The following is a 25,149-nucleotide window of genomic DNA, read 5'->3' on the forward strand; positions in this document are numbered from 1 at the left end:
GGGGGGACCCTGTGGGAGAGTAGGACGCCGCCGAACAATTTTTGAGAAAAGCCCCGTACCGGGTAACCGGTACGGGGCTTTTCTGCGTTCACGGGCCGAATCATTGGTGGTGACCAGGGGCCGGATCCGGCCCTTCTCCGGCTCTTCGATGAGCCGGTGGGGCGGCGGACGGGTTCGTGTCACCGGAATGGGTGAGGGGGAGGCCGGCACAGGATCTTTGGATGTCCTGCGGATGCCCGGCATGGGGTCCGGATGGATTGGGCCTGACGGCTCGTAGGGTTGTCGCATGGGCTACGACCTCGTCATCTTCGACAACGACGGCGTGCTGGTGGACAGTGAGCCGCTCGCCAACAGCATCCTCGCCGGGTACCTGACCGAGCTGGGCCACCCGACCTCGTACGAGGAGTCGCTCCGCGACTACATGGGAGCCGCGGTCCACCGGGTCCACGACCTCGTGCGGGAGCGGACCGGGCAGGACCTGCCCGCCGACTTCGACAGCACCCTGCACGCGCGTACCTTCGCGGCCTTCGAGCGGGAGCTCAAGCCCGTGCCCGGGGTCGAGGGGGTGCTGGCGGCTCTGGTCGAGAGCGGGACCGCGTACTGCCTCGCGTCCTCCGGGAGCCACGAGCGGATCAGGGTCGGGCACCGGGCGGCGGGGCTCGACGAATGGTTCGAGGAGGAGTGGATCTTCAGTTCGGAGGACGTGGGGAAGGGCAAGCCCGCCCCCGATCTGTTCCTGCACGCCGCGGACCAGATGGGTGTGGCGCCCGGCCGCTGCGTGGTCGTCGAGGACAGCCCGCTGGGTGTCCAGGCCGCGCTGGCCGCGGGGATGGACGTGCTCGCGTACACCGCGATGGTGCCCGCCGACCGGCTGCCCGGCGCCACCGGATACTTCGGCGACATGAACCAACTGGCCGGGTTGCTGGGCCTGGCGGAGGGCGCCGGCTCCGGATACAGCGGTTACGGCGGCGGGTTCTCGCACTGACCCAATCGATATGTGATCGCTCTACCCACCGGTAGCACCGGCGCCTACGCTGAGCCGCCATGACAGCAGACGTGCGGCTGCGCCGCGGGCGCGGGGCGTTGGGGTTCAGTTTCTTCGTGCAGGGCGTGGCCTTCGCGCTGCTCGTGACGCGGATCCCCGCCATTCAGGACCGGTACGGCATATCCGACGCACTGCTGCCGGCCTTCCTGGCCGCCGTGCCGATCCTCGCCGGTGTGTCCAGCGTGGTCACCGAGCACCTGGTGAAGCGGGTCGCGCCCAGCACCGTACTGCGGTGGGCGCAGCCGCTCGTGCTGCTCGCACTGCTCGGGGTCGGCGCCGGCAGCGAGATGTGGCACGTGGCGGTGTCCCTCGGGGCGTTCGGGCTGTTCGTGGGGGCGCTCGACGCCTCCATGAACATGCTCGGGGTGAGCCTGCAGGGCGCGTACGGGCGCAGCATCATGCTCGGGTTCCACGCCTCCTACAGCCTCGGCGGGATCCTGGGGGCGTCCGCCGCGTGGGCAGGGGCGCACTGGCACTTGTCGCTGTTCAGTTCGTACCTGCCCGCCGTGGTGGTCCTGCTGCCGCTCGCGCTGCTCGCCAGCCGGTTCTACGTGGACCAGGACGCCAAGGCCGGCGCCGCCGAGGCCAAGGGGCTCGGGCCGGGCGGGTTCAAGCTGTTGCTGCCGCTGTGCCTGGTGATGGCGTGCGCGTACATCGGGGACTCGACGGTGTCGAACTGGAGCGCCAAGTACCTCCAGGACGTGCTGGGCAGCTCCGAGCAGCTCGCCACCGTTCCCTACAACGTCTACATGGTGACCACCCTGCTCGGGCGGGCCGTGGGGGACCTGGGGGTGCGGCGCTTCGGGGCCGTGGCCGTCGTCCGGATCGGGACGGTCGTCGCGGCGGCCGGGTTCGGCGTGGTCGCGGTGGCGCCCGGGGCGTGGGTGGGGATGCTCGGCTTCACGCTGCTGGGGTTCGGGCTGTGCGTGATCGTGCCGCAGACCTTCGCCGCGGCGGGCCGGCTGTTCCCGGGATCCTCCGACACCGCCATCGCGCGGCTCAACATCTTCAATTACGTCGGATTCCTGATCGGGGCTCCGCTCGTGGGCGGGATCGGGGACGCCTGGAGCTACCGGGGGGCGATGCTGGTGCCGATGGTGCTGGTCCTCGTCACTCTTTTCCATGCCCGCTCGTTCGGTACGGAGCCCGCTCGATACGGTGTCCGGCATGAGCGGTCGCGGGTTGTTGATGTGGGACGAGGCGGTAACGAAGTATGACTTCGGGCCGGGCCATCCGATGGATCCGGTGCGCCTGGAGCTGACGATGGGCCTGGTACGGGCCTTCGGGCTCGACCGGGAGCTGGAGGTACGGGCGGGCCGGCCGGCCGGGGAGTCGACGCTGCGGCTGGTGCACCGCGAGGAGTACGTCGCGGCGGTGCGAGAGGTGTCCGCCGACCCCGGGGTCGCCGACGGCTCGTACGGGCTGGGGACCACGGACGATCCGGCGTTCCAGGGGATGCACGAGGCGTCCGCGCTGATCGCCGGGCAGTCCGTGGCGGCGGCCGAGGCGATCTGGCGCGGGGATGCCGAGCACGCCGTGAACTTCGCCGGCGGGCTGCACCACGCGATGCCGGGCGGGGCGGCCGGGTTCTGCGTGTACAACGACGCGGCACTGGCGATCGCGCGGCTGCTGGAGCTGGGGGCCGAGCGGGTCGCCTACGTGGATGTGGACGTCCACCACGGGGACGGGGTCCAGGCGGCGTTCTGGGACGACCCGCGGGTGCTGACGATCTCGATGCACGAGCATCCGCGGACGCTGTTCCCGCAGACGGGCTGGCCGGAGGAGACAGGCGGGCCCGAGGCGGAGGGGTCGGCGGTGAACATCGCGCTGCCCGCCGGCACCGGGGACGAGGGGTGGCTGCGGGCCTTTCACGCGGTGGTGCCGGAGCTGTTGGAGGAGTTCCGGCCGCAGGTGCTGGTGACGCAGCACGGGGCGGACACGCACTTCGAGGACCCGCTGGCGCATCTGGCGGTGTCGTTGGACGCGCAGCGGGCGGTGATGGAGGCGTGTCACGAGCTGGCGCACTCCTGTGGGGAGGGTGGGCGGTGGCTGGCCCTCGGTGGGGGCGGGTACTCGGTGGTCGACGTCGTGCCGCGGTCGTGGACGCATCTGGTGGCGATCGCCGGGCATCGGCCGATCGATCCTGAGACGGCTGTGCCGGGGTCTTGGCGGGATGCGGCGTATGCGCGGACGGGGGCGGTGGCGCCCGGGCGGATGACGGATGGGCGGGTGCCGGGCCTGCGGGACTGGGATGCCGGGTACGACCCCGCCGACCGGATCGATCAGGCCGTGCTCGCCACGCGGCGGGCGGTGTTCCCGCTGCGCGGGCTGCTGGCCTGATCCCTGCCTCGCAGGGTTACGCCAACGGTGGGGGGATTGGCCGGAACTGGCGACCCGTCAGAGTCTGTGCGGGAGCATCGGGAGGGTGTTGAGCACCGGCGCGCTGCGTGCGCATCTGCTGGCCGCCCGCCTGGCCGGGCCCGTCGCGACCTCTCGGGAGGAAAGCCTGCGCAGTTATCGGCTGTTCGCGGCGCGCGATCCGCGGGTGCTGCTGGGACTGGATCCCGCGTGGGGGTGGGGTGAGGGTGACCTGCTGCGGCTGATGGCGCTGAAGTGCGGGGTCTCGGCGGATCCCGCGCACGTCAGCGGGCCGGACGTGATCGATCCCGAGCTGACGGTGGCGGGGTTGGAGGCCTTCGCGGGGCGGCTGCGGGCGGCGGCGGAGGCGCGGGCCCCGGTGTTGTTCGGTACCGGGCACCCGCACCGGCTCCTGGGGTTCTACGCCACCTTGGCGGGGGCGTTGTCGGCGGCAGGATGTGATGTCCTCACTCCGGCGCGGGGGGCACCTGTCGACATGCAGACCCGGTTCGGCGTACGCACGCACCGCATCGATTACGTACGAGGGGTCGCACTGGTGCGGGAAGACGGCGCGCGGCCGGACGGGAGTGACACCGGCGCGCACTCCCATTCGCCGCTGCCGGTTCGGATCGCGCTCGGGGCGCTGGCGGAGGCCGGCGGGCCGTTGCCGGAGCTGGTGGTGGGGGACCACGGGTGGGTCTGCGGCGCAGGTCAGCTCGGTGTGGAGGCGATCGGGCTGGCCGATACCGATGATCCCGCGTTGTTCGTGGGGGAAGCCGAGGGGCAGGTCTCGGTGGCCGTTCCGCTTGATGACGCGGTGCGTGCGGACTATTACCGACCGCTCACTCGCTATGTACTCAATCGGGCGAGTCTGTCGGCTCGGCAGGAGTGGACGTAGCTCCTCTTCCCCACTCGTATCACACGCCCCTACTCTGGGGAGTGAGCGTGCGACGACGGGGCGTAACCGGAGGGGAAGCCGGTGCCCGTCATGCGCGGAAGGTCAAGGTGTGTCATGGCTGCTGGCGAGAGGCCTCTCAGTGAGGTTCAGTTCCTGACCGTGGCGGAGGTCGCCTCGGTGATGCGAGTGTCGAAGATGACCGTGTACCGCTTGGTGCACAACGGACATCTGCCCGCAATCCGGGTGGGCCGGTCCTTCCGGGTCCCGGAAAACGCGGTGCACGAGTACCTCCGCGAGTCCTTCGTGGGGGTGGAATCGGCCTGAAGGTGAGGGTCGGGAGCCCACGGTGACCCCTCGGGGGCATGCGGATTACAAGCTCAGAGCTCGGGCGGGTAGGCTAGGCCGACGTAGGTCGTGTGGGCCCCGACGCCCCGCACCGAATGAAGAGAAGTGAGCGAGGGTAGTCGTGGGCTCTGTTATCAAGAAGCGGCGCAAGCGGATGGCTAAGAAGAAGCACCGCAAGCTGCTCAAGCGCACCCGCGTCCAGCGCCGTAACAAGAAGTAAACGGTAGCTGTACGTGTTTACCGCAGCCCCTCCACCATTCTGGTGGAGGGGCTGCGGTGCAGCCGGGGGACTTCTTCGAGGGAGGCGCTGAGCTCGTGGGGAAGGTCGTGCTGGTCACCGGGGCTGCCCGGCAACTGGGAGGCCGCTTCGTGCGGCGGATCCAGCGGGACCCGGAAGTGGAGCGGGTGATCGCGGTCGACGCGGTGACCCCGCCGCACCGGCTCGGCTCGGCCGAGTTCGTCCGTGCGGACATCAGGCAGTCGGCCATTGCCAGGGTGCTGGCCGAGAACGCCGTGGACACGGTGGTCCATCTCGCGGTCACCGGGGGAGCGGCGACGGGCGCGGGCTCCGGCTCGTACAGCACCGTCAAGGAAACCAACGTCATCGGGACGATGCAGCTCCTGGGAGCCTGCCAGAAGTCCCCGACGGTGCGGCGGCTCGTGGTGAAGTCCAGTACCAGTGTGTACGGGGGCACCTCGCGGGATCCGGCCGTCTTCACCGAGACCACGCAGCCGAAGTCGCTGCCCTCCGCCGGCTTCGCGAAGGACGCCGTCGAGGTCGAGGGGTACGTACGCGGCTTCGCGCGCAGGCGGCCCGACGTCGCGGTGTGCGTGCTGCGGTTCGCGAACATCCTGGGGCCCTTCGCCGACTCGGCGCTCGCCGAGTACTTCTCGATGCCGCTGATCCCGACCGTGCTGGGCTACGACCCGCGGTTGCAGTTCGTGCACGAGGACGACGTACTGGACGTGCTGCGGCTGGCCTCGCAGACCAGCGGGCCCGGCGGGCTCAGCGGGACCTTCAACATCGCCGGCGACGGGGTGCTGCTGCTGTCGCAGTGCGCGCGGCGGCTGGGACGGCCGACGGTGCCGCTGCTGCTGCCCGCGGTGACCTGGGTGGGTGCGGCGCTGCGGGCGGTCGGGGCGACGGAGTTCTCGCCCGAGCAGATAAGGCTCCTCACGCACGGGCGGGTCGTGGAGACCACGCAGATGCGCGAGGTCCTGGGATTCGAGCCGATGTATACGACCGCCGAGACCTTCGCCGACTTCACGCGGAGCCGGGGCGGCGGGCTGCTGCCGCCGGAGCGGGTGGGCCGGGCCGTGGACCGGGTGGCCGGGTTGCTGGACGTGGACATGGATGGAGCGAAGCGATAGTGGCGGACGCCAAGGTCATTCCGTTCGACGAGGACCGGCCGCGTCGGCGGTCCTCGCCCGCCCGGCGGGTACGGGTCGCGCCGGAGGCGCCGCTCGCGCCCGTCGCGGAACCGGTGGCGGAGCCGGTGGTGGAGGCCGCACCGGAGCGGGTGGAGGCGGGGGACGGCTGGGACCGGCGGATCGCCGGCGGCCTGGCGTTCCTGCGGCGCCGGATCACCGGGGAGTACGAGGTCGACGACTTCGGCTACGACAAGGAGCTGACGGACCAGGTCCTGATGTCCCTGATGCGGCCGTTGTACGACAAGTACTTCCGGGTCGAGGTCAAGGGCATCGAGAACATCCCGAAGGAGGGCGGCGCGCTGATCGTGGCGAACCACTCCGGGACGCTGCCGCTGGACGGCCTGATGCTCCAGGTCGCCGTGCACGACCAGCACCCGGCGCAGCGGCACCTGCGGCTGCTGGCCGCGGACCTGGTGTTCATGCTGCCCGTGGTGAACGAGCTGGCGCGCAAGGCCGGGCACACGCTGGCGTGCGCGGAGGACGCGCAGCGGCTGCTGGAGGCCGGGGAGCTGGTGGGCGTGATGCCCGAGGGCTTCAAGGGGATAGGGAAGCCGTTCGGAGAGCGGTACAAGCTCCAGCGGTTCGGGCGGGGCGGGTTCGTGTCGACGGCGCTGCGGGCGGGGACGCCGATCGTGCCCTGCTCGATCGTGGGGGCGGAGGAGATCTACCCCATGATCGGCAATTCGAAGACGCTGGCGCGGCTGCTGGGGATTCCGTACTTCCCGATCACGCCGACGTTCCCGCTGCTGGGGCCGTTGGGGGCGGTGCCGCTGCCGACGAAGTGGACGATCCAGTTCGGGGAACCGATTCCGACGGACGGGTACGCGGCGGAGGCCGCCGAGGACCCGATGCTGATGTTCAACCTGACGGATCAGGTGCGGGAGCAGATCCAGCACACGTTGTACAAGCTGCTGGTGCAGCGGAGGTCCGTCTTCTTCTGACGCGCCGTTCCGCGCCGTTCCGCGCCGTACGGCCGAGCATGACGAAAGCGCCGGCGGGACTGGAAATCCAGTCCCGCCGGCGCTTTCGTCACGTGTCGCCAGTCGCTGCCGACCGGTGCCGGTCGCTACTGGTCGGCGTCCTCCGCCTTGATGCCCAGGCCCGGGAGGAGGCCGGGGAGGAGCGGCGGGAGGGTGATGTCCGGGTGGGCGGGGGTCGGGGTGGTGCCCGGTTCGGACGGGGTGGACTGGCCCGCGGGCGGGTTCAGCAGGTCGCCCGTGCCGCCCAGGAGACCGCCGCCGCCCGGGGGCGAGGTCTTCGGGGAACCCGAGGGTGACGGCGTGGGGGCCGCGGACGGGGTGCCCGGAGGGGGCGTCGCCTGCTGCTTGCCCGCCGGTGTGCTCGGCTTCGTGGAGGGGCCGGAGCCGCGGGTCTGTTCCGGAGGCTTCGGGAGCAGACTCTGGAGCGGCGCCACGTCTTGGTCTATGGCCTGGAAGACCGATTCCACCTCACCGCCCACGTCCGTGAGCTGCGCCGGGAGGTTGCCCCGGAGCTTGGCCCACGCGTCCCGGTGCGAGCGGGAGAACGAGGACAGCGCCTGGATCGGGCCGAGCGAGCCGTCCCGTTCGTAGGCGGCCTGGAGCAGCCGGTGGCCCTCCGAGGCATCGTGCTTCATGCCAGCGAGGGCTCGGCGGATCGCGCCGAGCGACTCGTGGTCGAGTGCGCCGAGACGGCCGCGCTCCATGAGCCGGCGGGCTTCCGACAGGCGGCTCGAGGCCTGGTCGAGATAGAGCTCGCCCCGGTCCGAATCGTCGTCGGCCATCCCGAGCCGGATGTCCTCCATGCCCCGCTTCACGGGGTACAGGTGATCACCCGGCAGGGCGTCCGTGCTGGCAGCGGCCACTCCGCTGAAGGCCCCCGCGGCCACACCTACGGTGAGACCGCCTGCCGCGATGCCCTTGGACCAGCGGGAGCGGGGCCGCAATTTCCGGAGCGAGGTCGCCCGGTGGGCGCCGCGGCCGGTCCGCTGTTCGGGCACTTGAGGGTCGGCGGCCACGCCGCCCCCGGCCCTCTCTTCCATCACCTTGGCTTCCATGGCGGCAATGAGCTGGGCTCGTTGCACCACTTTGACCTCGGGGTCCAGCACCGGGCGCGGCATTCTTTCGCCGAGCACGCTCGCCAGGGCCAACAACCGGTCGTGGTCGGCAGGTTCGGCAGGTGCCTCGGACTGCTCGGCCGCCGGGTCCGGTTCCGAAAGGTCGGACGGGGTCCGCTCCTCCAGGGCCTGGGCGAAGGCGTTCGCCCGCCGGTGCGGAGTCACGTTCGCGATCACTGGCGGCACCTCCTCTCGTCATGACGATCGACTCCCCAAGGTGTCCGGAAGGTTGCCTTCCTTGAGCACATCCACCCTTTCGAGTGAGCGGCTTCGGGCAGGGCGTGTCCACAGGGAGCCTGCATTCCCCACAACGAGCGGCGCGGCACTTGGGTTACGGACGAAGGATGATCGGACCACAGCGTCGTGGGATTCGACGGTGCCGTCGATCTCTTCGGGGTCGTCGGAGTCGTCGGTGTCATCAAGGTCATCAGGGAGGAGTACCGAAATGTGAGAGGAGGGCGGGGTCAGCGGGCGTCGTCGGGGAGCAGGCGGGCCAGGGTGCGGACCGCGCGGTACTGGAGGGTCTTGATGGCACCCTCGTTCTTTCCCATCACCCTGGCCGTCTCGGCGACCGAGAGGCCCTGCAGGAAGCGCAGGGTCACGCACTCCTGCTGCTGCGGATTGAGTTTCCGTACGGCTTCCAGCAGGGCCGCGTTGGAGAGGGACTCCAGGACGGAGTCCTCGGGGGACCGTTCCACCTCGTTGGCGTCGAGCATTTCGCCGGTGGTGACTTCCAGGCGGAAGCGGCTCGACTTGAAGTGGTCGGCGACCAGGTTGCGGGCGATCGTCACGAGCCAGGCGCCGAAGTCTCGGCCCTGCCAGGTGAAGGTGGAGATGCGGCGCAGCGCCCGCAGGAAGGTCTCGCTGGTGAGATCCTCCGCGGTCGCCTTGCCGCCGACGCGGTAATAGATGTAGCGGTAGACGGTGTCGCTGTACTGGTCGTACAGGCGACCGAAGGCATCGGCTTCGCCGGCCTGGGCGCGTTCGACCAGGTCCATCATGCGGGCCTGGTCGCTGTCCGCGGTGGGGCGGCGGGCTGCGGGCGCGGTGGTCCCGGCGGCTGCGCCCCCGGCGGACGAGCCGCCGGCGCGACCGCGTCTGCCCACCGTTGCCCCGCCGTCGGTCAGGGCATAGCAAGGACCGGCCGGGCCGAGTCCGGCGGGGACCGCGGTGGCGAATGCGGGGACGGTGTACGCGGTGGGGACGAAGCCGCGCAGCTGGTCGAGGACCGTTGCGCGCAGCGTAGCCAGGCCCGAGGCGTCAACCCCGACAGGTGGGTACACGGGACTCCCAGAGGCAGAGCTTCCATCACGTGCAGTGCGGGACCGTTCACCCGTCGTGGCGACAGATGGCGGTGGCATGCGTTTGAGGAGAATAACGCTTCGTACAGGCAGCGCTACACCCAGTTGCTCAAATCACCGGTTACGACACTTCTGTTGCGTGTCGAGGGCATATTCAGGCACGGATGGTGATCGATTCTTGATCACTTGGATGCGCGGAATGCCTGCTTCCACGGTGGCTCACGACCGAGTAGGGCAGGCCGGAGTGCCGCGCCGGGGGCGCGGGTAGAGGTGAGCGAATGTCCCGGGCGGGGGAGGGCGCCGGGCCTGGTGGGGCGGGAGGCCGGGCGGGGCCCCGCGGCCGCTACTTGCGGCGGCGGTGCAGGGCGATGGCGGCGGCCGTGCCGCCCGCGATCGCGCCGACGCCCGCGGCGGCCGGGACGCCGATCTTCACGGCCTTGCGGCCGGTCCGATAGTCGCGCAGGCGCCAGTCCTTGGAGCGGGCATGCTTGCGCAGTTTTGTGTCGGGATTGATCGCGTACGGATGTCCGACCAGCGACAGCATCGGGATGTCGTTGTGCGAATCGCTGTACGCCGCGCAGCGCTCGAGGTCCAGGCCCTCGGCGGCGGCCAGGGCGCGGACCGCCTCCGCCTTGGCGGGGCCGTGCAGCGGCTCTCCGACCAGCCGGCCGGTGTAGACGCCGTCCACGGACTCGGCGACGGTGCCGAGGGCTCCGGTCAGGCCGAGCCGGCGGGCGATGATCGTGGCCGTTTCCACGGGGGCGGCCGTGACGAGCCAGACCTTCTGTCCGGCGTCGAGGTGTGCCTGGGCCAGGGCGCGGGTGCCCGGCCAGATCCGCTCCGCCATGTACTCGTCGTAGATCTCCTCGCCGATGGACATCAGCTCGGAGACCTTGTGTCCCTTGACGATCGACAGCGCACTGTCACGGGCGTCCTGCATGTGCTCGGGGTCCTCGACCCCGGCGAGCCGGAACCAGGCCTGCTGCCAGGCGAAGCGGGCGAGCTCGCGGCGGCGGAAGAACTCCCGCTTGTAGAGGCCGCGGCCGAAGTGGAAGATCGCGGCACCCTGCATGACGGTGTTGTCGAGATCGAAGAAGGCGGCGGCCAGGTCGTCGCCGGCAACGGGAAACTCCGGCTCGGCGGCCTCGGGGTGCTCCTGCGGAGCTTCGGACTCCGCCTCGGCGGCGGGTTCCGCAGCGCGTTCCGCTTCCGTGGTTCTCGCGAACTCCGGTCCGCCCCGTGGTTCGTCGGCCAGCGCGGTCTTGCGGGCGGCCTCGGCCGAGGCCTCGCCTGCCAGCACGCTCCGCGCGGTGGCGGAGCGCCTACGGGGGGTGAGCCATCCCAGAGCGGCCATGACGCGAGCATAGCCACTGTGTTCGGGAGTTCCCGAACCGATGGGAATCGGTGGTGTGAACTCTTCGGTGCGCCCGGCCCGACGCGGTGCGCCCGGCCCGACCTGATGGACGCGCGCCGGGGACGGTCGGCTTCCGGGCGCGGGAGAATGGGTGCATGAGTCCTTTGCTGCGCCGTGCCGGAAAGAAGCGTCCGCAGGAGCGGGTGGTCACGCTCATCGGGAAGCCGGGGTGTCATCTCTGTGACGACGCCCAGGAAGTGGTCGAGAAAGTCTGCGCCGAGACGGGCGCACAGTGGGAGAAGAAGGACATTTCGCAGGACGAGGAGTTGTACCGCCTGCACTGGGAGCAGATTCCGGTCGTGCTGGTGGACGGCGAACAGCACACCTTCTGGAGGGTGAACCCTGACCGGCTCCGACGGGCATTGCAGGCTTGAGCCGTCGGGCGGTTACCATCATGGGCGATTTATGGGGTCTCGGGGGCGTATTGGTGAGGAGTGTGTACCGTTTTGCCCCCTTCGGGAATTGAACGGGTTCGGCGTGTCGTCGGTTCCCGGCCCATACGCCCAAGGCGCGTGACCCCGGTCACTTTGCTCGGACAAAGCGGACACAATCTTTGTGCACGCGTTCACAAAGACATAGCCTGCATTCGACGGGGTGGTCCTGGGACAAGTGGCCACCTGCAGCCCCGCTCATCCCGCAGGAGCATCGTGGCAACTGGCCGAACTCACCGACCGGCGACCCGCAGCCGAGGTATTCCCGAGGCCACTGTCGCCCGGCTTCCGCTGTACTTGCGTGCCCTCACCGCGCTCTCCGAGCGATCGGTGCCCACGGTGTCCTCCGAGGAGCTGGCCGCGGCCGCCGGAGTCAACTCCGCGAAGCTCCGCAAGGACTTCTCCTACCTCGGCTCCTACGGGACCCGCGGGGTCGGGTACGACGTGGAGTACCTCGTCTACCAGATCTCCCGCGAGCTCGGGCTGACCCAGGACTGGCCGGTCGTCATCGTCGGCATCGGCAACCTCGGCGCCGCGCTGGCCAACTACGGCGGTTTCGCCTCGCGCGGGTTCCGCGTGGCGGCGCTCATCGACGCCGACCCGGCCATGGCCGGCAAGCCGGTGGCGGGGATGCCCGTGCAGCACACCGATGAGCTGGAGAAGATCATCGAGGAGAACGGCGTCTCGATCGGGGTCATCGCGACCCCGGCGGGGGCCGCCCAGCAGGTCAGCGAGCGGCTCATCGCCGCCGGGGTGACCTCCATTCTGAACTTCGCGCCGACCGTGCTGTCCGTGCCCGACGGCGTCGACGTGCGCAAGGTCGACCTGTCGATCGAGCTCCAGATCCTGGCCTTCCACGAGCAGCGCAAGGCCGGCGAGGAAGCGGCGGCCCAGGCCGCTGCCGGCGGCCCCGCCGCGGGCACCGGCACCGGGGCGGCTCCGGCCGCCGCCGTCGTGCCGCCCGCCGGACGGGCCGCCGCCGTCGCACGGAAGGGCGGACCCGAGGGGGACGTCCCGGCGGTGATGCCGGCATGAGTCTGCTCGTCGTTGGGCTGAGTCATCGCAGCGCGCCCGTGAGCGTGCTGGAGCGCGCTTCGCTGGCCGCCGATGCCAAGGTCAAGCTGCTGCACGACACGCTCGCCGCGGAACCGGCGGCGGAGGCGGCGGTGCTCGCCACCTGCAACCGGATCGAGCTGTACGCCGACGTGGACAAGTTCCACGCCGGTGTCGCCGAGCTGTCGACGCTGCTGGCGCAGCACAGTGGTGTCGCGCTGGAGGAGCTCACTCCTTATCTCTACGTGCACTACGAGGACCGGGCCGTCCACCACCTGTTTTCGGTGGCGTGCGGGCTGGACTCGATGGTGGTCGGCGAGGGACAGATCCTCGGACAGATCAAGGACGCGCTGGCGCTGGGGCAGGAGCTCCACACCGCGGGGCGGTTGATCAACGATCTGTTCCAGCAGGCGCTGCGGGTCGGCAAGCGGGCGCACTCCGAGACCGGGATCGACCGGGCGGGGCAGTCGCTGGTGACCTTCGGGCTGGAGCAGCTCGCCGTACGGGTGCCGGTGGAGGAGTGGGCCGCGGGGAAGCGGGCGCTCGTCATCGGGGCCGGGTCGATGTCTTCGCTCGCCGCGGCGACCTTGGCGCGGGTGGGTGTGGCCGAGGTCGTGGTCGCCAACCGGACCGCCGAGCGGGCGGAGCGGTTGGCAGAGATTCTGGTTGCCTCGGGCACCGGGGTTGCGGCTTGCGCCGTGCCGATGTCGGCGGTTGCCGATGAGCTCGGTCGGGTTGATGTCGTCATTTCCTGTACGGGTGCCACTGGCTTGGTGCTGACCGGGGACGACGTGGCGGTGGCCATGGAGGAGCGCCCTGCGGGGCTGTCCCCTACCCGCCCTTCCGCCGTTCCCCGGGGCTTCGCCCCGGACCCGCTTCCGGGTGCGGCGCCGTTGCCGGGGACCAGTCCCCGGACCCCTGCGCCTCAAACGCCGGCGGGGCTGGATGGGGCCCCGGCGGGGCTGGATTCGGTCGACGCCGCGCTCGTCGCGCGGCTTGCCGTGCTCGCGGGTGAGGGGCGGCGGATCGCCGATGCCGGGGCCGTGCGGAGCAAGGTGGTCGTCGAGGAGCGGGACGGGTGTCCTGTGGGGCTCGAGGCGCTGGCCTCCGATCCGGGGCGCACCGCCGATGGGCGGGCCACGCTCGCCGGGGTGGACGCCGGGTCGCTGGAGCTGCACGGGACCTGGGCCGACCAGGGCGAGGCCGCCGCGCAGCGGCAGCCGCGCAGGACCGTGCGGAGCCAGGACGGCGCGCCCGTACGGCTCGCGCTGCTCGACCTGGCCATGCCGCGCGACATCGACGCCGCCGTGCACCGGATCCCCGGAGTGCGGCTGGTCGACATCGAGTCGCTCGCCGAGGCCTCCGCCGATGCGCCCATGGCCGCCGACGTCGACGCCGTACGCGGGATAGTGGCCGCGGAAGTGGCCGCCTTCGGGGCGGCTCAGCGGGCCGCGCACATCACGCCCACCGTGGTCGCCCTGCGCGCCATGGCCGCCGAGGTCGTCGCCATGGAAGTGGCACGGCTCGACGGGCGTGTGCCTGATCTCGACGAGCGGCAGCGGGCCGAGGTCACCCAGACCGTGCGGCGCGTCGTCGACAAGCTCCTCCACGCGCCGACCGTGCGCGTCAAGCAGCTCGCGAGCGAGCCCGGCGGCGCCGGGTACGCCGAGGCGCTGCGCGAACTCTTCGATCTCGACCCGCAGACGGTGGCCTCCGTCAGCCGGGCCGACGAGGCTGACAAGAACCACGACTCAGGACGGGCATCATGAATCCACGTCTCGACCAGCCGCTGAGGCTCGGCACGCGGCGCAGCAAGCTGGCCATGTCCCAGTCCGGGCATGTCGCCGAGGCGGTCCGGGCGATCACCGGCCGGCCCGTCGAGCTCGTGGAGATCACGACCTACGGTGACGTGTCCCGCGAGAGCCTCTCGCAGATCGGCGGGACCGGCGTCTTCGTCACCGCCCTGCGCGAAGCCCTGGTGCGCGGCGAAGTCGACTTCGCCGTCCACTCGCTGAAGGACCTGCCCACCACGCAGCCCGACGACCTCGTCATCGCGGCGATGCCGCAGCGCGAGGACCCGCGCGACGCGCTCGTCGCCCGCGACGGTCTGACCTTCGAGCAGCTGCCCGACGGTGCGCGCATCGGCACCGGTTCGCCGCGGCGCAGGTCGCAGCTGCACGCCTACGCCAAGTCGCTGGGCAAGGTCATCGAGACCGTCGCCATCCGCGGCAACGTCGACACCCGGATCGGCTTCGTGCGCAGCGGCGAGCTCGACGCCGTCGTGCTGGCCGCAGCCGGGCTCAACCGGATCGGCCGCGGCGACGAGGCCACCGACCTGATCTCCGTGGACAACATGCTGCCCGCGCCCGGCCAGGGTGCCCTGGCCGTGGAGTGCCTGGCGTCCGACACGGACCTGATTTCCGCGCTCGCCGAGCTCGACGACCCGTACACCCGGGCCGCCGTGACCGCCGAACGCGCCCTGCTCGGCGCCCTGGAGGCCGGCTGCAGTGCCCCCGTGGGCGCGCTCGCCGACCTGTTGGCCGACGGGCAGATTGTCAATGAGATGCGCCTGCGTGGAGTCGTGGGGACCCTCGACGGTTCCACGCTGGTGCAGCTGTCCACCACCGGTCCCGTGCCCCAGTCGTACGACGAGGCCATGGCGCTCGGCCGCGAACTCGCGGACGAGATGCTGGCCAAGGGCGCGGCCGGTCTGATGGGGGAGCGGTCGCTTTGAACCCCACAAGCCCAACCACCTCCGCGTTTCCGTCCGTCGCCGTCCAGGGGCACGTCACCTTCCTCGGTGCCGGCCCGGGCGACCCGGGACTGCTGACGCTTCGCGCCGTGGAGGCCCTGGCCGCCGCGGACGTACTGATCGCGGAGCCCGAGGTGCTCGAGGTCGTACGGACGCATGCGCGCGCGGGGGTGGACACGCCACAGCTGACGATTGCTGACGAGAAGTCAGCAGCCGCCGGGGTCCCGGTCATCCGAGATGCCGCCAATCTTGTCATGGAGGCCGCGCGCTCCGGCAGGCGGGTCGTCCGTGCCGTCACCGGCGACCCCGGGCTCGACGGGAACGCGGCCGAGGAGATGCTCGCCTGCGCCACCGGCGGCATCCCCTTCGAGGTCGTCCCCGGCGTCGCTACCGCCGTCGGCGTGCCCGCGTACGCCGGTGTCCCGCTGGCCGGCAAGCAGGGCGCGGACGTGCGGTTCGTGAACGCGCGGACCGCCTCCGCGCGCTGCTGGAGCGAGGTGGGTGCCAGCGACGGCATCCTCGTCGTCTCCGCGACGCTGGAGACCGTCTCGGCGGCGGCGGCCGAGCTGATCGGCGCCGGGCGCAAGCCCGACACCCCGCTCACCGTGACCGTGGCCGGTACGACGACCCGCCAGCGGACGTGGAGCGCGACCCTCGGGACCATCGCGCAGGTGTTCAAGCAGGGCAAGATCCTCCCCTCGCCCGAGGGAGCGCGCTCCGTCATAGCCGTGGTCGGGGAGCACGGCGCCGTCGCGCGCCGCGAGGAACTGTCCTGGTTCGAGTCGAAGCCGCTGTTCGGCTGGCGCGTGCTCGTCCCGCGCACCAAGGAGCAGGCAGCCTCGCTCTCCGACCAGCTCCGCTCGTACGGCGCGGTCCCCCACGAGGTGCCGACCATCGCCGTGGAGCCGCCGCGCACCCCGCAGCAGATGGAGCGGGCGGTCAAGGGGCTCGTGACGGGCCGCTACGAGTGGATCGCCTTCACCTCGGTGAACGCGGTCAAGGCCGTCCGCGAGAAGTTCGAGGAGTACGGGCTCGACGCCCGTGCCTTCGCCGGCATCAAGGTCGCGGCCGTCGGCGAGCAGACCGCCGCCGCGCTGGTGGAGTTCGGCGTCAAGCCCGACCTGGTGCCCAGCGGCGAGCAGTCCGCCGCCGGACTGCTGGAGGACTGGCCTCCGTACGACCCGGTCTTCGACCCGATCGACCGCGTCTTCCTGCCGCGCGCCGACATCGCCACCGAGACCCTGGTCGCCGGGCTGATCGAGCTCGGGTGGGAGGTCGACGACGTCACCGCCTACCGGACCGTGCGCGCCTCGCCGCCCCCGCAGGACACGCGTGAGGCGATCAAGGGCGGCGGCTTCGACGCCGTGCTCTTCACCTCGTCGAGCACCGTGCGCAACCTGGTCGGCATCGCCGGCAAGCCGCACAACGTCACCGTCATCGCGTGCATCGGCCCGGCCACGGCCAAGACGGCCGAGGAGCACGGGCTCCGCGTCGACGTGCTGTCGCCGGAGCCGAGCGTGGGCAAGCTGGCGGAGGCCCTGGCGGAGTACGGGGCCGCGCGCCGCGAGGCTGCGAAGGAGGCCGGGGAGAACGTGTACCGGCCGAGCGAGCGACGGCCGGGGGCGCGCAGGCGTCGTACGACCTGATGTGCGCGTTAGCGGTGTTAGGTGACAGGGCCCGGGTGCGATGCGCACCCGGGCCCTGTGGCATGTTCGGGCCGTGACGGAACCCACGGATCCCGATGAGGCGGTGGCCGCGCTGTGCGCGGCGGTGGCGGCGTACGACCAGGAGGCGGCCGAGGCGCTGGTGGAGGCCGGCGCGGACCCCGACCGGGTGCTGCCCGACGGTACGACCCCGCTGCTGCGGGCCGTCGAGGGCGGCTCCCCGGGGATGGTGGCGGCGCTGCTCGGCCACGACGCCCGCGCGCGTCTGCCGGAGGCGGAGCGCGGCCGGCTGCTGGACGCGGCCCGGCGGTGGTACGGGGCGGGCGCGGAGGCGGAGCTGCGGCGGCTGACGGGGGTGGCGGGCCCGGCGGACGTCGCGTGGGTGACGGACTCGGAGTGCAACACCGTCCCCGAGATCACCCTCGGAGGGCGGCGCGTACGGGCCGGACACGGCGCGGTCCTGACCGATCTGGAGTGGGCCTTCCGCGTCCTGGCGCCGGTGGCGGAGCTGGTGGCCCGCGGGGTCCGGTCCCCGGCGAGGGACCACGTGGACCGCAACGCGGCGCTGTACGTCCTCAACCGCCGCGTCAGCGCGCAGACTTGGGGCCAGGTGGTGGCCTTCCGGGACGATCCGGATCCGCTGCGGCGGGCCTTCGTGGTCGACGTGGTCCGGTACCGGCTGTGGGGGTGGGCCGAGACCGCGCACGCGGGCTGGTACGAGAAGGAGTGCAACCGGATCCTCGTCGAGCGCGAGGCCGAGGAGACCGACGCGGGCGTACTGGCGCGGGTTCTGGAAGTCCTGGGCGAGGCGGAGGTGCCCAGCCGGGAGGCCATCGGACTGCGGCGCGCCGGGCACCCGGACCCGGGGGTGCGGCGCTGGGTGCCGGGTCTCTTCGACTGGTGGGCGTCCGAGGACGCGCCGCGGGTGCTGTCCCCGGACGTGCGACGGACGCTGCGGGAGCTGTGCCGCGACGGGGACGGCGAGGTGCGGGCCGCGGCCGCCGGGGTGCTGGCCGGCGAGGAGCCGGAGCAGGAGGACCTGGAGCTCCTGCCGGACCTGCTGTGGGATCCGGACCCGGAGGTCGTGCGCCGGACCCTACGGGGCCTCGGGTCCGTCACTCGTGGTGTGCCGGAGGTCGCCGAGCTGCTGGTGCGATGCCTCGACTCCGACGATCTGGACGTCCGGCTGGGGGCGGCCCTCGGCCTGGCGGTACGGGACGACCCGCGCACCCCGGAGGCCTATGCGAAGGTCGGCCCGCTGGGCCCCGAGTACGAGCACGACCACCGGGCGGACGGGCTGTGGCGGTGGAAGTGGCGGAACCGGCCTGACCCGGGCCCCTCGTCGCCCGCGTAATGGCGTGGTGCGTTCCCCGGCCGTGTGGCAGGTTCCGGGCATGACGGCACTGGGGGACGCGGTACGGGCGGATGACGCCGAGGCGGTACGGAGGCTGCTGGCGGGCGGCGCGGATCCGGACGCCCCCGAGGGGGACGGACTGCCGCCGCTGTGCGCGGCGGTGGCGGCGTACGCGTACAAGGCCGCCGAGGCTCTGGTGGCGGCCGGCGCGGACCCGGACCGGGTGCTGCCGGACGGTACGACCCCGCTGCTGCGGGCCGTCGAGAGCGGCTCCCGGGCGGTGGTCGGCGCGCTGTTGTGGTCCAGGGACCTCCCCGACCCGGGGGAGCGCCTGCCTGAGGCGGAGCGGGCACGGCTGCTGGACGCGGCCCGGCGGTGGTACGGGGCCGGCGCGGAGGCGGAGCTGCGGCGGCTGACGGGGGCGGCGGGCCCGGCGGACATCTCGACGATCGAGGAGGAATGGGTCCAGGTCGAGCAGGTCACGCTCGGCGGGCTGACGGTGCGCGCGGGACACGGCGCCGTACTGACCACCCTGGAAGGGGTGTTCGGCGTACCGGTCCCCCTGGAGGAACTGGTGGCCCGCGCCGTCCGGCACACCGACTCCTCGCACGTGGACTGGTCCGCGGCCTCCTTCCGGCTCGTGGACCGCCTCGCGGAGGGCAGCCGGGAGGTGGTGACGGCCCTGCGGCACCACCCGTCCCCGGTCCACCGGCGCTTCGCCGCCGACTGGCTGCTGACCCGGCAGTTTGGCCTGGAGGCCGACGCGTACCCGTACGGCGAGGAGGACCGGGAACTCCTCGCCGCCTGGGCGGACGTGGAGCCGGATCCCGAGGTCCTCGCGGTGGTGCTGTGGGCCCTCACCGAACAGAACGTGGGGCACCCGGGGCTGGAAGCCCTCGGGCTGAGGTACGCCGTCCACCCGGATCCGGCGGTGCGCTTGCGGGCGGTGGACTGCATGGGCTGGTCCGACGGGCCGTTGTCGGTCGCGGAGCGCGAGGCCCTGCGGATCCTGGCGGGCGACCCGGAGGACGAGGTGAGGTACTCCGCCGCCTTGAGCCTGCTGTGGGCACAGCAGGACGTGGAGGCGATGCACGGCGTGCTCCGCGACCTGGTCCGGGACCCGGGGAGCCCGATGCGGCAATCGGCGGCGGACAGGATGGCGGAGTCCGGCGACCGTACCGCCGATGCCACGGACCTGCTGGTGTCCCTCCTGGACGTGGAGGACTGGCTGACACGGATGATCGGCGCCTACGGACTGGCGCTGCGGGACCATCCGGACACCCCGCAGGCGTACGCGAGGGTGGAGGAGATCGGCCCGCTCTTCTCGCCGGACCACCGGGCGAACGCGCTCTGGGCCTGGAAGGAACGCAACGGGGCGGGGCGGGCCGGAGGCACGGCCTAGGCTGGTCCCGACTGCTGTCGAAGCTCGAAGAGGCGACTAGAAGATGAGCACGTACGGATCCTTCCCCGGCTCGCGGCCCCGTCGGCTGCGCACCACCCCGGCGATGCGGCGGATGGTCGCGGAGTACCGGCTGCACCCTTCCGACCTGATCCTCCCGGCGTTCGTCCGGGAGGGCATCAGCGAGCCGCTCGCCATCTCGGCGATGCCGGGCGTGGTCCAGCACACCCGGGACACGCTGCGGAAGGCCGCCGTTGAGGCGGTCGAGGCCGGGGTCTCGGGGATCATGCTCTTCGGTGTTCCGGCCGACGAAAACAAGGACGCGCGGGGCACGGCGGGCACCGAGCCGGACGGGATCCTCCAGGTCGCGATCCGTGACGTGAAGGCGGAGGTGGGGGACGATCTGGTGATCATGTCCGACCTGTGTCTGGACGAGTACACCGACCACGGCCACTGCGGTGTCCTGGACGAGCACGGCCGAGTGGACAACGACGCGACGCTGGAGCGGTACGCCGAGATGGCGCAGGTCCAGGCCGACGCGGGCGTCCACATGGTGGGGCCGAGCGGGATGATGGACGGCCAGGTCGGCGTCATCCGCGACGCGCTGGACGAGACGGGCCACGAGGACGTCTCGATCCTCGCGTACACGGCCAAGTACTCGTCCGCCTTCTACGGTCCCTTCCGCGAGGCCGTCGCGTCCTCGCTGCAGGGCGACCGCAAGAGCTATCAGCAGGACCCGGCGAACGCCCGGGAGTCGCTGCGCGAGCTCGCCCTCGACCTGGAGGAGGGCGCCGACATGGTGATGGTCAAGCCGGCCGGGCCCTACCTGGACATTCTCTACCGGGTCGCGCAGTCGGTGGACGTTCCGGTGGCGGCGTACCAGATCAGCGGCGAGTTCGCGATGATCGAGGCGGCGGCGGAGAAGGGCTGGATCGAGCGCGACCGGGCCATCTTGGAGACCCTGCTCGGCATCAAGCGGGCGGGCGCGGACACGATCCTGACCTACTGGGCGACGGAGGTCGCGCAGTGGCTTCGGGCCGAGCGGTAGCCCCGGACCTTCCCGATTCGCACGGCACCCCGGGCAGGCGCACCCTGGAGACAGGGTGACCCCTGGAGGTGATGGATCATGTCCACGCTCGTCGGGTGGCATGTGGAGCTCGAATTCACCGAGGAGGGCCACCGCACCAGTGCGGCGGCCCTGGTCAGGCTCGGGGACGGCTCCGAGATACGGGCGCACGGCTACGCCATGCGCCACCCCTCCGACCCGGAGCAACTGCGGGTCGGGGAAGAGATCGCGGGCGCTCGCGCGCTCATGGACATCGCGTCCCAGATGTTGCAGAAGGCCCATACGGAGATCGACGCGGCGACGGGCAGACACTCCTACCCGCTGACGCATTGACGTACGGGGGATCCGGTCACCGCGGCCCGTTCGTGTTCATGGACGGGCCGCGGCGGGCGGCTACCGCGTCCGCCGTTCGAAGACGAAGGCCGCCAGGGTCACCGACACCGCACCGATGGCCGCGCACCAGGCCAGGGCCACCCAGGGGGCGTCGCCCGCCGGCTGGGCCAGGAGCAGGGCCCGGAGGGACTCGATCACCGGGGTCAGCGGCTGGTGGTCGGCGAAGCCGTGGAGCCAGCCGGGCATGGTGTCGATGGGGACGAACGCGCTGGACGGGTACGGCAGGAACATCATCAGGAAGGTGAAGCCGCCCGCCGCCTCGGGCGTGCTGGCGAGCAGCCCGAGCGTCGCGGCCAGCCACGAGATCGCGGTGATGTACGCGACCAGGAGCGCGGCCGCGGCCAGGTAGCCGCGCAGCGAGGCCTGGGGGCGGAAGCCGATGGCGAGGGCGACCGCCAGGACCAGGCCCGTGGAGACGAGATTGCGCAGGACCGAGGCCGCGACGTGCCCGGCCAGGATCGGGGCGCCGCCGATGTCCAGGGACCGGAGGCGGTCGATCACGCCTTCCTTCATGTCGGTGGCGACGCTGACGGCGGTGCTCGCCGCGCCGAAGCCCGCGCAGAGCAGCATCGCTCCCGGGACCACGTAGGTCACGTAGGCCGTCCCGGTGTCGATGGCTCCGCCGAAGAAGTAGACGAAGATCAGCATCAGCATGACCGGCAGCATCAACGCCGTGATCAGGACGTCCGGTTGGCGGCTGCTGATGCGCAGGCTGCGCCCGGCGAGGCTGCGGGCCGCCACGATGAAGCCGGGGCGGGCCGGGGGAGCGAGGGGGCGGGCCGCGACGGTCTTTGCGGCGGCGGCAGGGGCGGAAGTGGTCACGGAGCGGCTCCCGTCAGGGTGAGGAACACGTCGTCGAGGGTGGCGCCGCGGACCGAGAAGCGGTCCACGGCGGTGCGGTCCGGGTCGAGTTCGTCGAGCAGGGACCGGACGTGGGCGGCGCTGCCGTCGGTGGGCAGGCTGAGGCCGAGCTCCTGCGGCGCGAGGGTCAGGCCCTCCGCGACGGCCGCGGGTTCTCCCGCCGAGAGGCGGAGCGCGCGCGGGGTCAGGGCGTCGTAGGCGGCGCGGCTGGCGAGGGTCAGGTCGAGGCGGTGGCCCGCCACGCGGGACTTGAGCTCCGCGGGGGTGCCTTCGGCGGCGATCCGCCCGCCGGCCAGGACGGCCACGCGGTCGGCGAGCCGGTCGGCCTCCTCCAGGTACTGGGTGGTGAGCAGCACGCTGGTGCCGTCGGCGCGCAGTTCCCGTACGAGGTCCCACAGGTCCTGGCGGCTGCGCGGGTCGAGCCCGGAGGTCGGCTCGTCCAGGAAGATCACCTCGGGCCGGGCGACCAGGCTCGCCGCGAGGTCGAGGCGGCGGCGCATGCCGCCCGAGTAGGTCTTCGCGGTGCGCCCGCCGGCCTCGGTGAGCCCGAAGCGTTCCAGCAGCTCGTCGGCCCGCTCCCGGGCGGCGCGCGGCCGCATTCCGCGGAGCCGGCCCATCATGCGGAGGGTCTCGGCGCCGGTCTGGAGGTCGTCGACGGCCGCGAACTGCCCGGTGAGGCTGAGGGATCGGCGGACCAGGGCCCGCTCGGACGCGGTGTCGTGGCCCGCGACCCGGGCGGTGCCGGAGTCGGGCTCGGTGAGGGTGGCGAGGATCCGGACGGTGGTGGTCTTCCCGGCGCCGTTGGGGCCGAGGAGGGCGAGGACGCTGCCGCGCGGGACGGCGAGGTCGATGCCGTCGAGGACGCGCAGGGCGCCGTAGGACTTGGTCAGGGCAGTGGCGTGGATGCCGAAGTCGTCCATGCCGGACTCCGTTCTAGGTTCTGCGTATGGGTTACGCGCCATTGCGTAAGTAATACACAGAACTAGGATGTGCGTCAACGACTCATGACGGACGGTGGAGGAGGGAGCGGCGATGGCGAACGAACCGGAAGACGACGGCACCGGGCTCCCGGCGAGCCTGGCGATGGCCTGGGGCCTGCGCGAACGCCCCGGCAAGGGCCCGCGCCCCACCCTCACCCTCCAGCGGATCGTGGACGCGGCGGTGGCGCTCGCCGCCACGGAGGGGATGGACGCCGTCTCCATGGGCCGGGTGGCCAAGGAGCTCGGCGTCTCGACGATGTCCCTCTACCGGTACGTCACGGCGAAGGAAGAGCTCTACATCCTGATGGCCGACGCGGGTGTCGGCGCCCCGCCGGCCCCCTCCGGGGTCGCGGGCTGGCGGGAGCTGCTGACCGAATGGGCGTACGCGCAGCGGGCCGTCCTGATGGCCAACTCCTGGATCGTGCGCATCCCGCTCACCGGGGCGCCCGTCAGCCCGAACCAGCTCGCCTGGATGGAACGCGGGCTCGCGGCGATGACCGGGACCGCGCTGCGGGAGGGCGAGAAGGTCTCGGCGATCATCCTCATCGGCGGGCTCGTCCGCAACGAGGCGACGATGGTCGCGGACATGATGGACGCCAGCGTGAAGTCAGGCGTCGCACCGGACCAGGTACTGGGCCGCTACGTACGCACCCTGCGGGTGATGACCCGCCCGGACACGCACCCGGCGGTGACGCGCCTGCTGGAGTCCGACGCGTTCTCGGGCGCCGACGAGCCGGACTTCCAGTTCCGCTTCGGCCTGGACCGCATCCTGGACGGCCTGGCGGCGCTGATCAGCGAGCGGTCCACTCCGTGAGGGCGGCCCAGGCGGTGGGGGTCAGGTCGAGGACCGGGCCGTTCGGGACCTTCGAGTCCCGGACGTGGATGGTGTCCGTGCAGGTGGCGACCTCCACGCACTGGCCGCCGTCGGTGTCGCTGTAGCTGGACTTGAACCACTTCAGTGCGGTGGTGGGGCTCACGGCTCTCCTAGCAGGCGCTCCAACAGGCCCTGTGTCTGCTCGGTGTTGAGGGCCTGAGTTCGCAGCATTGCATACTTGCGCGCCAGGATGCTGACGTCATCTGGGGCCGAGATCAGCAGGCTTCCGTGCTGCGCTTCGGAGTAGGCGAGCTGCTGATGCTCTGGCGTTTCCAGGATGGTGAATGGCCCGTTGAGGCCGGCGTGCGTGGTGCGGCCAAAGGGCATCACCTGCAGGGTGACGTTTGGAAGGCTCATGCAAGCGATCAGGTGGCGCAGCTGTTCCGCGTACACCTCGTCGCCGCCGATGCGGTCCTTGAAGACGGCCTCCCAGACGATGAAGCTGAGGCTCGGCGGCACCTTGCGGTGCAGGATCGCCTGGCGCTTGACGCGCCTAGCGGTGAGATTCTCGATCTCCTCCTCCGCGCGCGCCGGAACGCGGATGCGGAACAGGGCTCGGGCGTAGTTCTCGGTCTGGAGGAGGCCGGGGAAGCGCATGCACTCGTACCAGGACAGGGCGATCGCCCGACGCTCGAGTTCCATGTACTCCTCGGCCCATGGCGGCGTTACGTCGACCAGCGGCATTTCATTGGCCGCCACGGTCAGCGTCCCCGGCAACCCCAGATGCTGGTCCATCAGCTCCGCGACGTTCGGCATCAGCGCCCGCCGGCCCTGCTCGATGGAGGCGATGGTCTCCGCGTCCAGGCGGACCAGCTCGCCGAGCTGTGTCTGCGTCAGGTTCTTGGCGATGCGGGCCGCGGCCACCTGCTTGCCGACCATCTTCATGGTCGTCGCGTTCGGCCGTGCGCGTTTCCTCGGTGGCATGACGATGAACTCCCCACCCTTGCGGCTGCACTACCCCGTGCCAACCCGTACTCATCACTGAGTACGGGTTGCCGTACTGCTCCACGCTAGTCACGTAACGCGACGATCGGCACGTGAATCTGCATACTCAACCCGCCCTGGTCCAGGAGCGCCTCTACCTGCGCTCACCCCAAACCATCGGCGCCGCACGCCACTTCACACGTGACACCTTGCACGCGTGGTGCAGGACCTCCCGGCAGGACGACCTGTTGCTCTGCGTGAGCGAGCTGGCGACCAACGCGCTGCGGCACGGGGTCCCGCGCGGGCGGGGCTATCTGCTGCGGCTGCTCACCTACGACGGGACGGTCCGCGTCGAGGTGCACGACAGCGGGCCCGGGCTGTCGCGGATCCGGGAGCGGACGGCCGGGCGCGGGCTGCTCCTCGTGGGGGCGCTGGCCGATGCCTGGGGCGTGCTGCCGCGGGCGCCCGGGAAGGTCGTCTGGTGCGAATTCCGGGGGCTCGGCTGCTAGCT

Annotated in this window: 26 protein-coding genes; 19 read left to right on the top strand and 7 right to left on the bottom strand. The window is 71.5% G+C overall.

Annotation, left to right across the window (positions count from 1 at the left end; all coding sequences use genetic code 11):
• Positions 1 to 286 precede the first annotated feature (286 nt).
• The 8 genes from ACFYM0_RS34430 to ACFYM0_RS34465 all read left to right on the top strand — a co-directional run bounded on the left by ACFYM0_RS34430 (position 287) and on the right by ACFYM0_RS34465 (position 7,018).
• Positions 287 to 985 (top strand): HAD family hydrolase, encoded by a 699-nt coding sequence (locus tag ACFYM0_RS34430; protein ID WP_388508609.1) that lies wholly within the window; start codon positions 287 to 289, stop codon positions 983 to 985.
• Between the two features lie 59 nt (positions 986 to 1,044).
• The gene (locus ACFYM0_RS34435; protein WP_388508612.1) at positions 1,045 to 2,262 is read left to right on the top strand and encodes an MFS transporter; all 1,218 of its coding nucleotides are present in this window, start codon (positions 1,045 to 1,047) and stop codon (positions 2,260 to 2,262) included.
• Positions 2,213 to 3,385 (top strand): acetoin utilization protein AcuC, encoded by a 1,173-nt coding sequence (locus ACFYM0_RS34440; protein ID WP_388508615.1) that lies wholly within the window; start codon positions 2,213 to 2,215, stop codon positions 3,383 to 3,385. The genes ACFYM0_RS34435 and ACFYM0_RS34440 overlap by 50 nt, the downstream gene beginning before the upstream one ends.
• A gap of 85 nt (positions 3,386 to 3,470) precedes the next feature.
• Positions 3,471 to 4,301 (top strand): phosphatase, encoded by an 831-nt coding sequence (locus ACFYM0_RS34445; RefSeq protein ID WP_388508618.1) that lies wholly within the window; start codon positions 3,471 to 3,473, stop codon positions 4,299 to 4,301.
• A 114-nt stretch (positions 4,302 to 4,415) separates the two neighbouring features.
• Positions 4,416 to 4,625: a helix-turn-helix domain-containing protein gene (locus tag ACFYM0_RS34450; protein WP_162688852.1), complete on the top strand. Its 210-nt coding sequence runs from the start codon at positions 4,416 to 4,418 to the stop codon at positions 4,623 to 4,625.
• Between the two features lie 142 nt (positions 4,626 to 4,767).
• A complete protein-coding gene (locus ACFYM0_RS34455; RefSeq protein WP_003948845.1) occupies positions 4,768 to 4,866 on the top strand; it encodes a 30S ribosomal protein bS22 in 99 nt (32 codons plus the stop codon).
• A gap of 95 nt (positions 4,867 to 4,961) precedes the next feature.
• Positions 4,962 to 6,017 carry an NAD-dependent epimerase/dehydratase family protein gene (locus ACFYM0_RS34460; protein ID WP_327257606.1) on the top strand — a complete coding sequence of 352 codons (1,056 nt, stop codon included), beginning with the start codon at positions 4,962 to 4,964 and terminating at the stop codon, positions 6,015 to 6,017.
• A complete protein-coding gene (locus ACFYM0_RS34465; RefSeq protein ID WP_388508621.1) occupies positions 6,017 to 7,018 on the top strand; it encodes a lysophospholipid acyltransferase family protein in 1,002 nt (333 codons plus the stop codon). The genes ACFYM0_RS34460 and ACFYM0_RS34465 overlap by 1 nt, the downstream gene beginning before the upstream one ends.
• A 125-nt stretch (positions 7,019 to 7,143) precedes the next feature.
• Here the strand turns inward: ACFYM0_RS34465 and ACFYM0_RS34470 are convergent, their stop codons facing one another.
• The 3 genes from ACFYM0_RS34470 to ACFYM0_RS34480 form a co-directional block, all read right to left on the bottom strand.
• Positions 7,144 to 8,349 (bottom strand): DUF5667 domain-containing protein, encoded by a 1,206-nt coding sequence (locus tag ACFYM0_RS34470; RefSeq protein WP_388508624.1) that lies wholly within the window; start codon positions 8,347 to 8,349, stop codon positions 7,144 to 7,146.
• 287 nt (positions 8,350 to 8,636) lie between these two features.
• Complete coding sequence (locus ACFYM0_RS34475; protein ID WP_243340126.1) at positions 8,637 to 9,455, bottom strand: ECF subfamily RNA polymerase sigma factor, BldN family; 819 nt, start codon at positions 9,453 to 9,455, stop codon at positions 8,637 to 8,639.
• Between the two features lie 361 nt (positions 9,456 to 9,816).
• Positions 9,817 to 10,827 (bottom strand): HAD family hydrolase, encoded by a 1,011-nt coding sequence (locus ACFYM0_RS34480; RefSeq protein WP_388508627.1) that lies wholly within the window; start codon positions 10,825 to 10,827, stop codon positions 9,817 to 9,819.
• A gap of 155 nt (positions 10,828 to 10,982) precedes the next feature.
• Between ACFYM0_RS34480 and ACFYM0_RS34485 the strand changes: the two genes are divergently transcribed.
• The 9 genes from ACFYM0_RS34485 to ACFYM0_RS34525 all read left to right on the top strand — a co-directional run bounded on the left by ACFYM0_RS34485 (position 10,983) and on the right by ACFYM0_RS34525 (position 20,939).
• Positions 10,983 to 11,261, top strand: coding sequence for a glutaredoxin family protein (locus ACFYM0_RS34485; RefSeq protein WP_388508630.1), 279 nt, complete (start codon positions 10,983 to 10,985; stop codon positions 11,259 to 11,261).
• Between the two features lie 273 nt (positions 11,262 to 11,534).
• A complete protein-coding gene (locus tag ACFYM0_RS34490; RefSeq protein WP_327254333.1) occupies positions 11,535 to 12,353 on the top strand; it encodes a redox-sensing transcriptional repressor Rex in 819 nt (272 codons plus the stop codon).
• Positions 12,350 to 14,140 carry a glutamyl-tRNA reductase gene (locus tag ACFYM0_RS34495; protein ID WP_388508633.1) on the top strand — a complete coding sequence of 597 codons (1,791 nt, stop codon included), beginning with the start codon at positions 12,350 to 12,352 and terminating at the stop codon, positions 14,138 to 14,140. The genes ACFYM0_RS34490 and ACFYM0_RS34495 overlap by 4 nt, the downstream gene beginning before the upstream one ends.
• Entirely contained in the window at positions 14,137 to 15,105 is a 969-nt protein-coding gene (gene hemC, locus ACFYM0_RS34500; protein WP_266905827.1) for a hydroxymethylbilane synthase, read from the top strand. Before ACFYM0_RS34495 ends, hemC begins: the two co-directional genes overlap by 4 nt.
• A complete protein-coding gene (locus ACFYM0_RS34505; RefSeq protein WP_388508636.1) occupies positions 15,102 to 16,769 on the top strand; it encodes a uroporphyrinogen-III synthase in 1,668 nt (555 codons plus the stop codon). Before hemC ends, ACFYM0_RS34505 begins: the two co-directional genes overlap by 4 nt.
• A gap of 73 nt (positions 16,770 to 16,842) precedes the next feature.
• On the top strand, positions 16,843 to 18,141 hold the full coding sequence (locus ACFYM0_RS34510) for a HEAT repeat domain-containing protein (RefSeq protein WP_388508638.1): 1,299 nt from the start codon (positions 16,843 to 16,845) through the stop codon (positions 18,139 to 18,141).
• A gap of 40 nt (positions 18,142 to 18,181) precedes the next feature.
• On the top strand, positions 18,182 to 19,543 hold the full coding sequence (locus tag ACFYM0_RS34515; protein WP_388508641.1) for a HEAT repeat domain-containing protein: 1,362 nt from the start codon (positions 18,182 to 18,184) through the stop codon (positions 19,541 to 19,543).
• Positions 19,544 to 19,586: 43 nt separating this feature from the next.
• Positions 19,587 to 20,588 (top strand): porphobilinogen synthase, encoded by a 1,002-nt coding sequence (hemB, locus tag ACFYM0_RS34520; protein ID WP_388508644.1) that lies wholly within the window; start codon positions 19,587 to 19,589, stop codon positions 20,586 to 20,588.
• 78 nt (positions 20,589 to 20,666) lie between these two features.
• On the top strand, positions 20,667 to 20,939 hold the full coding sequence (locus ACFYM0_RS34525) for a DUF1876 domain-containing protein (RefSeq protein ID WP_327254338.1): 273 nt from the start codon (positions 20,667 to 20,669) through the stop codon (positions 20,937 to 20,939).
• Between the two features lie 60 nt (positions 20,940 to 20,999).
• On the opposite strand, the gene ACFYM0_RS34530 is transcribed toward ACFYM0_RS34525, so the two are convergent.
• On the bottom strand, positions 21,000 to 21,743 hold the full coding sequence (locus ACFYM0_RS34530; protein ID WP_388508798.1) for an ABC transporter permease: 744 nt from the start codon (positions 21,741 to 21,743) through the stop codon (positions 21,000 to 21,002).
• Between the two features lie 74 nt (positions 21,744 to 21,817).
• On the bottom strand, positions 21,818 to 22,780 hold the full coding sequence (locus ACFYM0_RS34535) for an ATP-binding cassette domain-containing protein (protein ID WP_388508647.1): 963 nt from the start codon (positions 22,778 to 22,780) through the stop codon (positions 21,818 to 21,820).
• Positions 22,781 to 22,892: 112 nt separating this feature from the next.
• Between ACFYM0_RS34535 and ACFYM0_RS34540 the strand changes: the two genes are divergently transcribed.
• Positions 22,893 to 23,654 carry a TetR/AcrR family transcriptional regulator gene (locus ACFYM0_RS34540; protein ID WP_388508650.1) on the top strand — a complete coding sequence of 254 codons (762 nt, stop codon included), beginning with the start codon at positions 22,893 to 22,895 and terminating at the stop codon, positions 23,652 to 23,654.
• Here ACFYM0_RS34540 and ACFYM0_RS34545 read toward each other — a convergent pair.
• Both ACFYM0_RS34545 and ACFYM0_RS34550 read right to left on the bottom strand, forming a co-directional pair.
• Positions 23,632 to 23,817 (bottom strand): DUF397 domain-containing protein, encoded by a 186-nt coding sequence (locus tag ACFYM0_RS34545; RefSeq protein ID WP_388508653.1) that lies wholly within the window; start codon positions 23,815 to 23,817, stop codon positions 23,632 to 23,634. The genes ACFYM0_RS34540 and ACFYM0_RS34545 overlap by 23 nt on opposite strands.
• A complete protein-coding gene (locus tag ACFYM0_RS34550; RefSeq protein WP_388508656.1) occupies positions 23,814 to 24,599 on the bottom strand; it encodes a Scr1 family TA system antitoxin-like transcriptional regulator in 786 nt (261 codons plus the stop codon). The genes ACFYM0_RS34545 and ACFYM0_RS34550 overlap by 4 nt, the downstream gene beginning before the upstream one ends.
• 152 nt (positions 24,600 to 24,751) lie before the next feature.
• Here ACFYM0_RS34550 and ACFYM0_RS34555 point away from each other — a divergent pair, with 152 nt between their 5' ends.
• A complete protein-coding gene (locus ACFYM0_RS34555; RefSeq protein WP_388508659.1) occupies positions 24,752 to 25,147 on the top strand; it encodes an ATP-binding protein in 396 nt (131 codons plus the stop codon).
• Positions 25,148 to 25,149 lie beyond the last annotated feature (2 nt).

Source organism: Streptomyces sp. NPDC006487 (genome assembly GCF_042870555.1).
Lineage (GTDB): Bacteria > Actinomycetota > Actinomycetes > Streptomycetales > Streptomycetaceae > Streptomyces.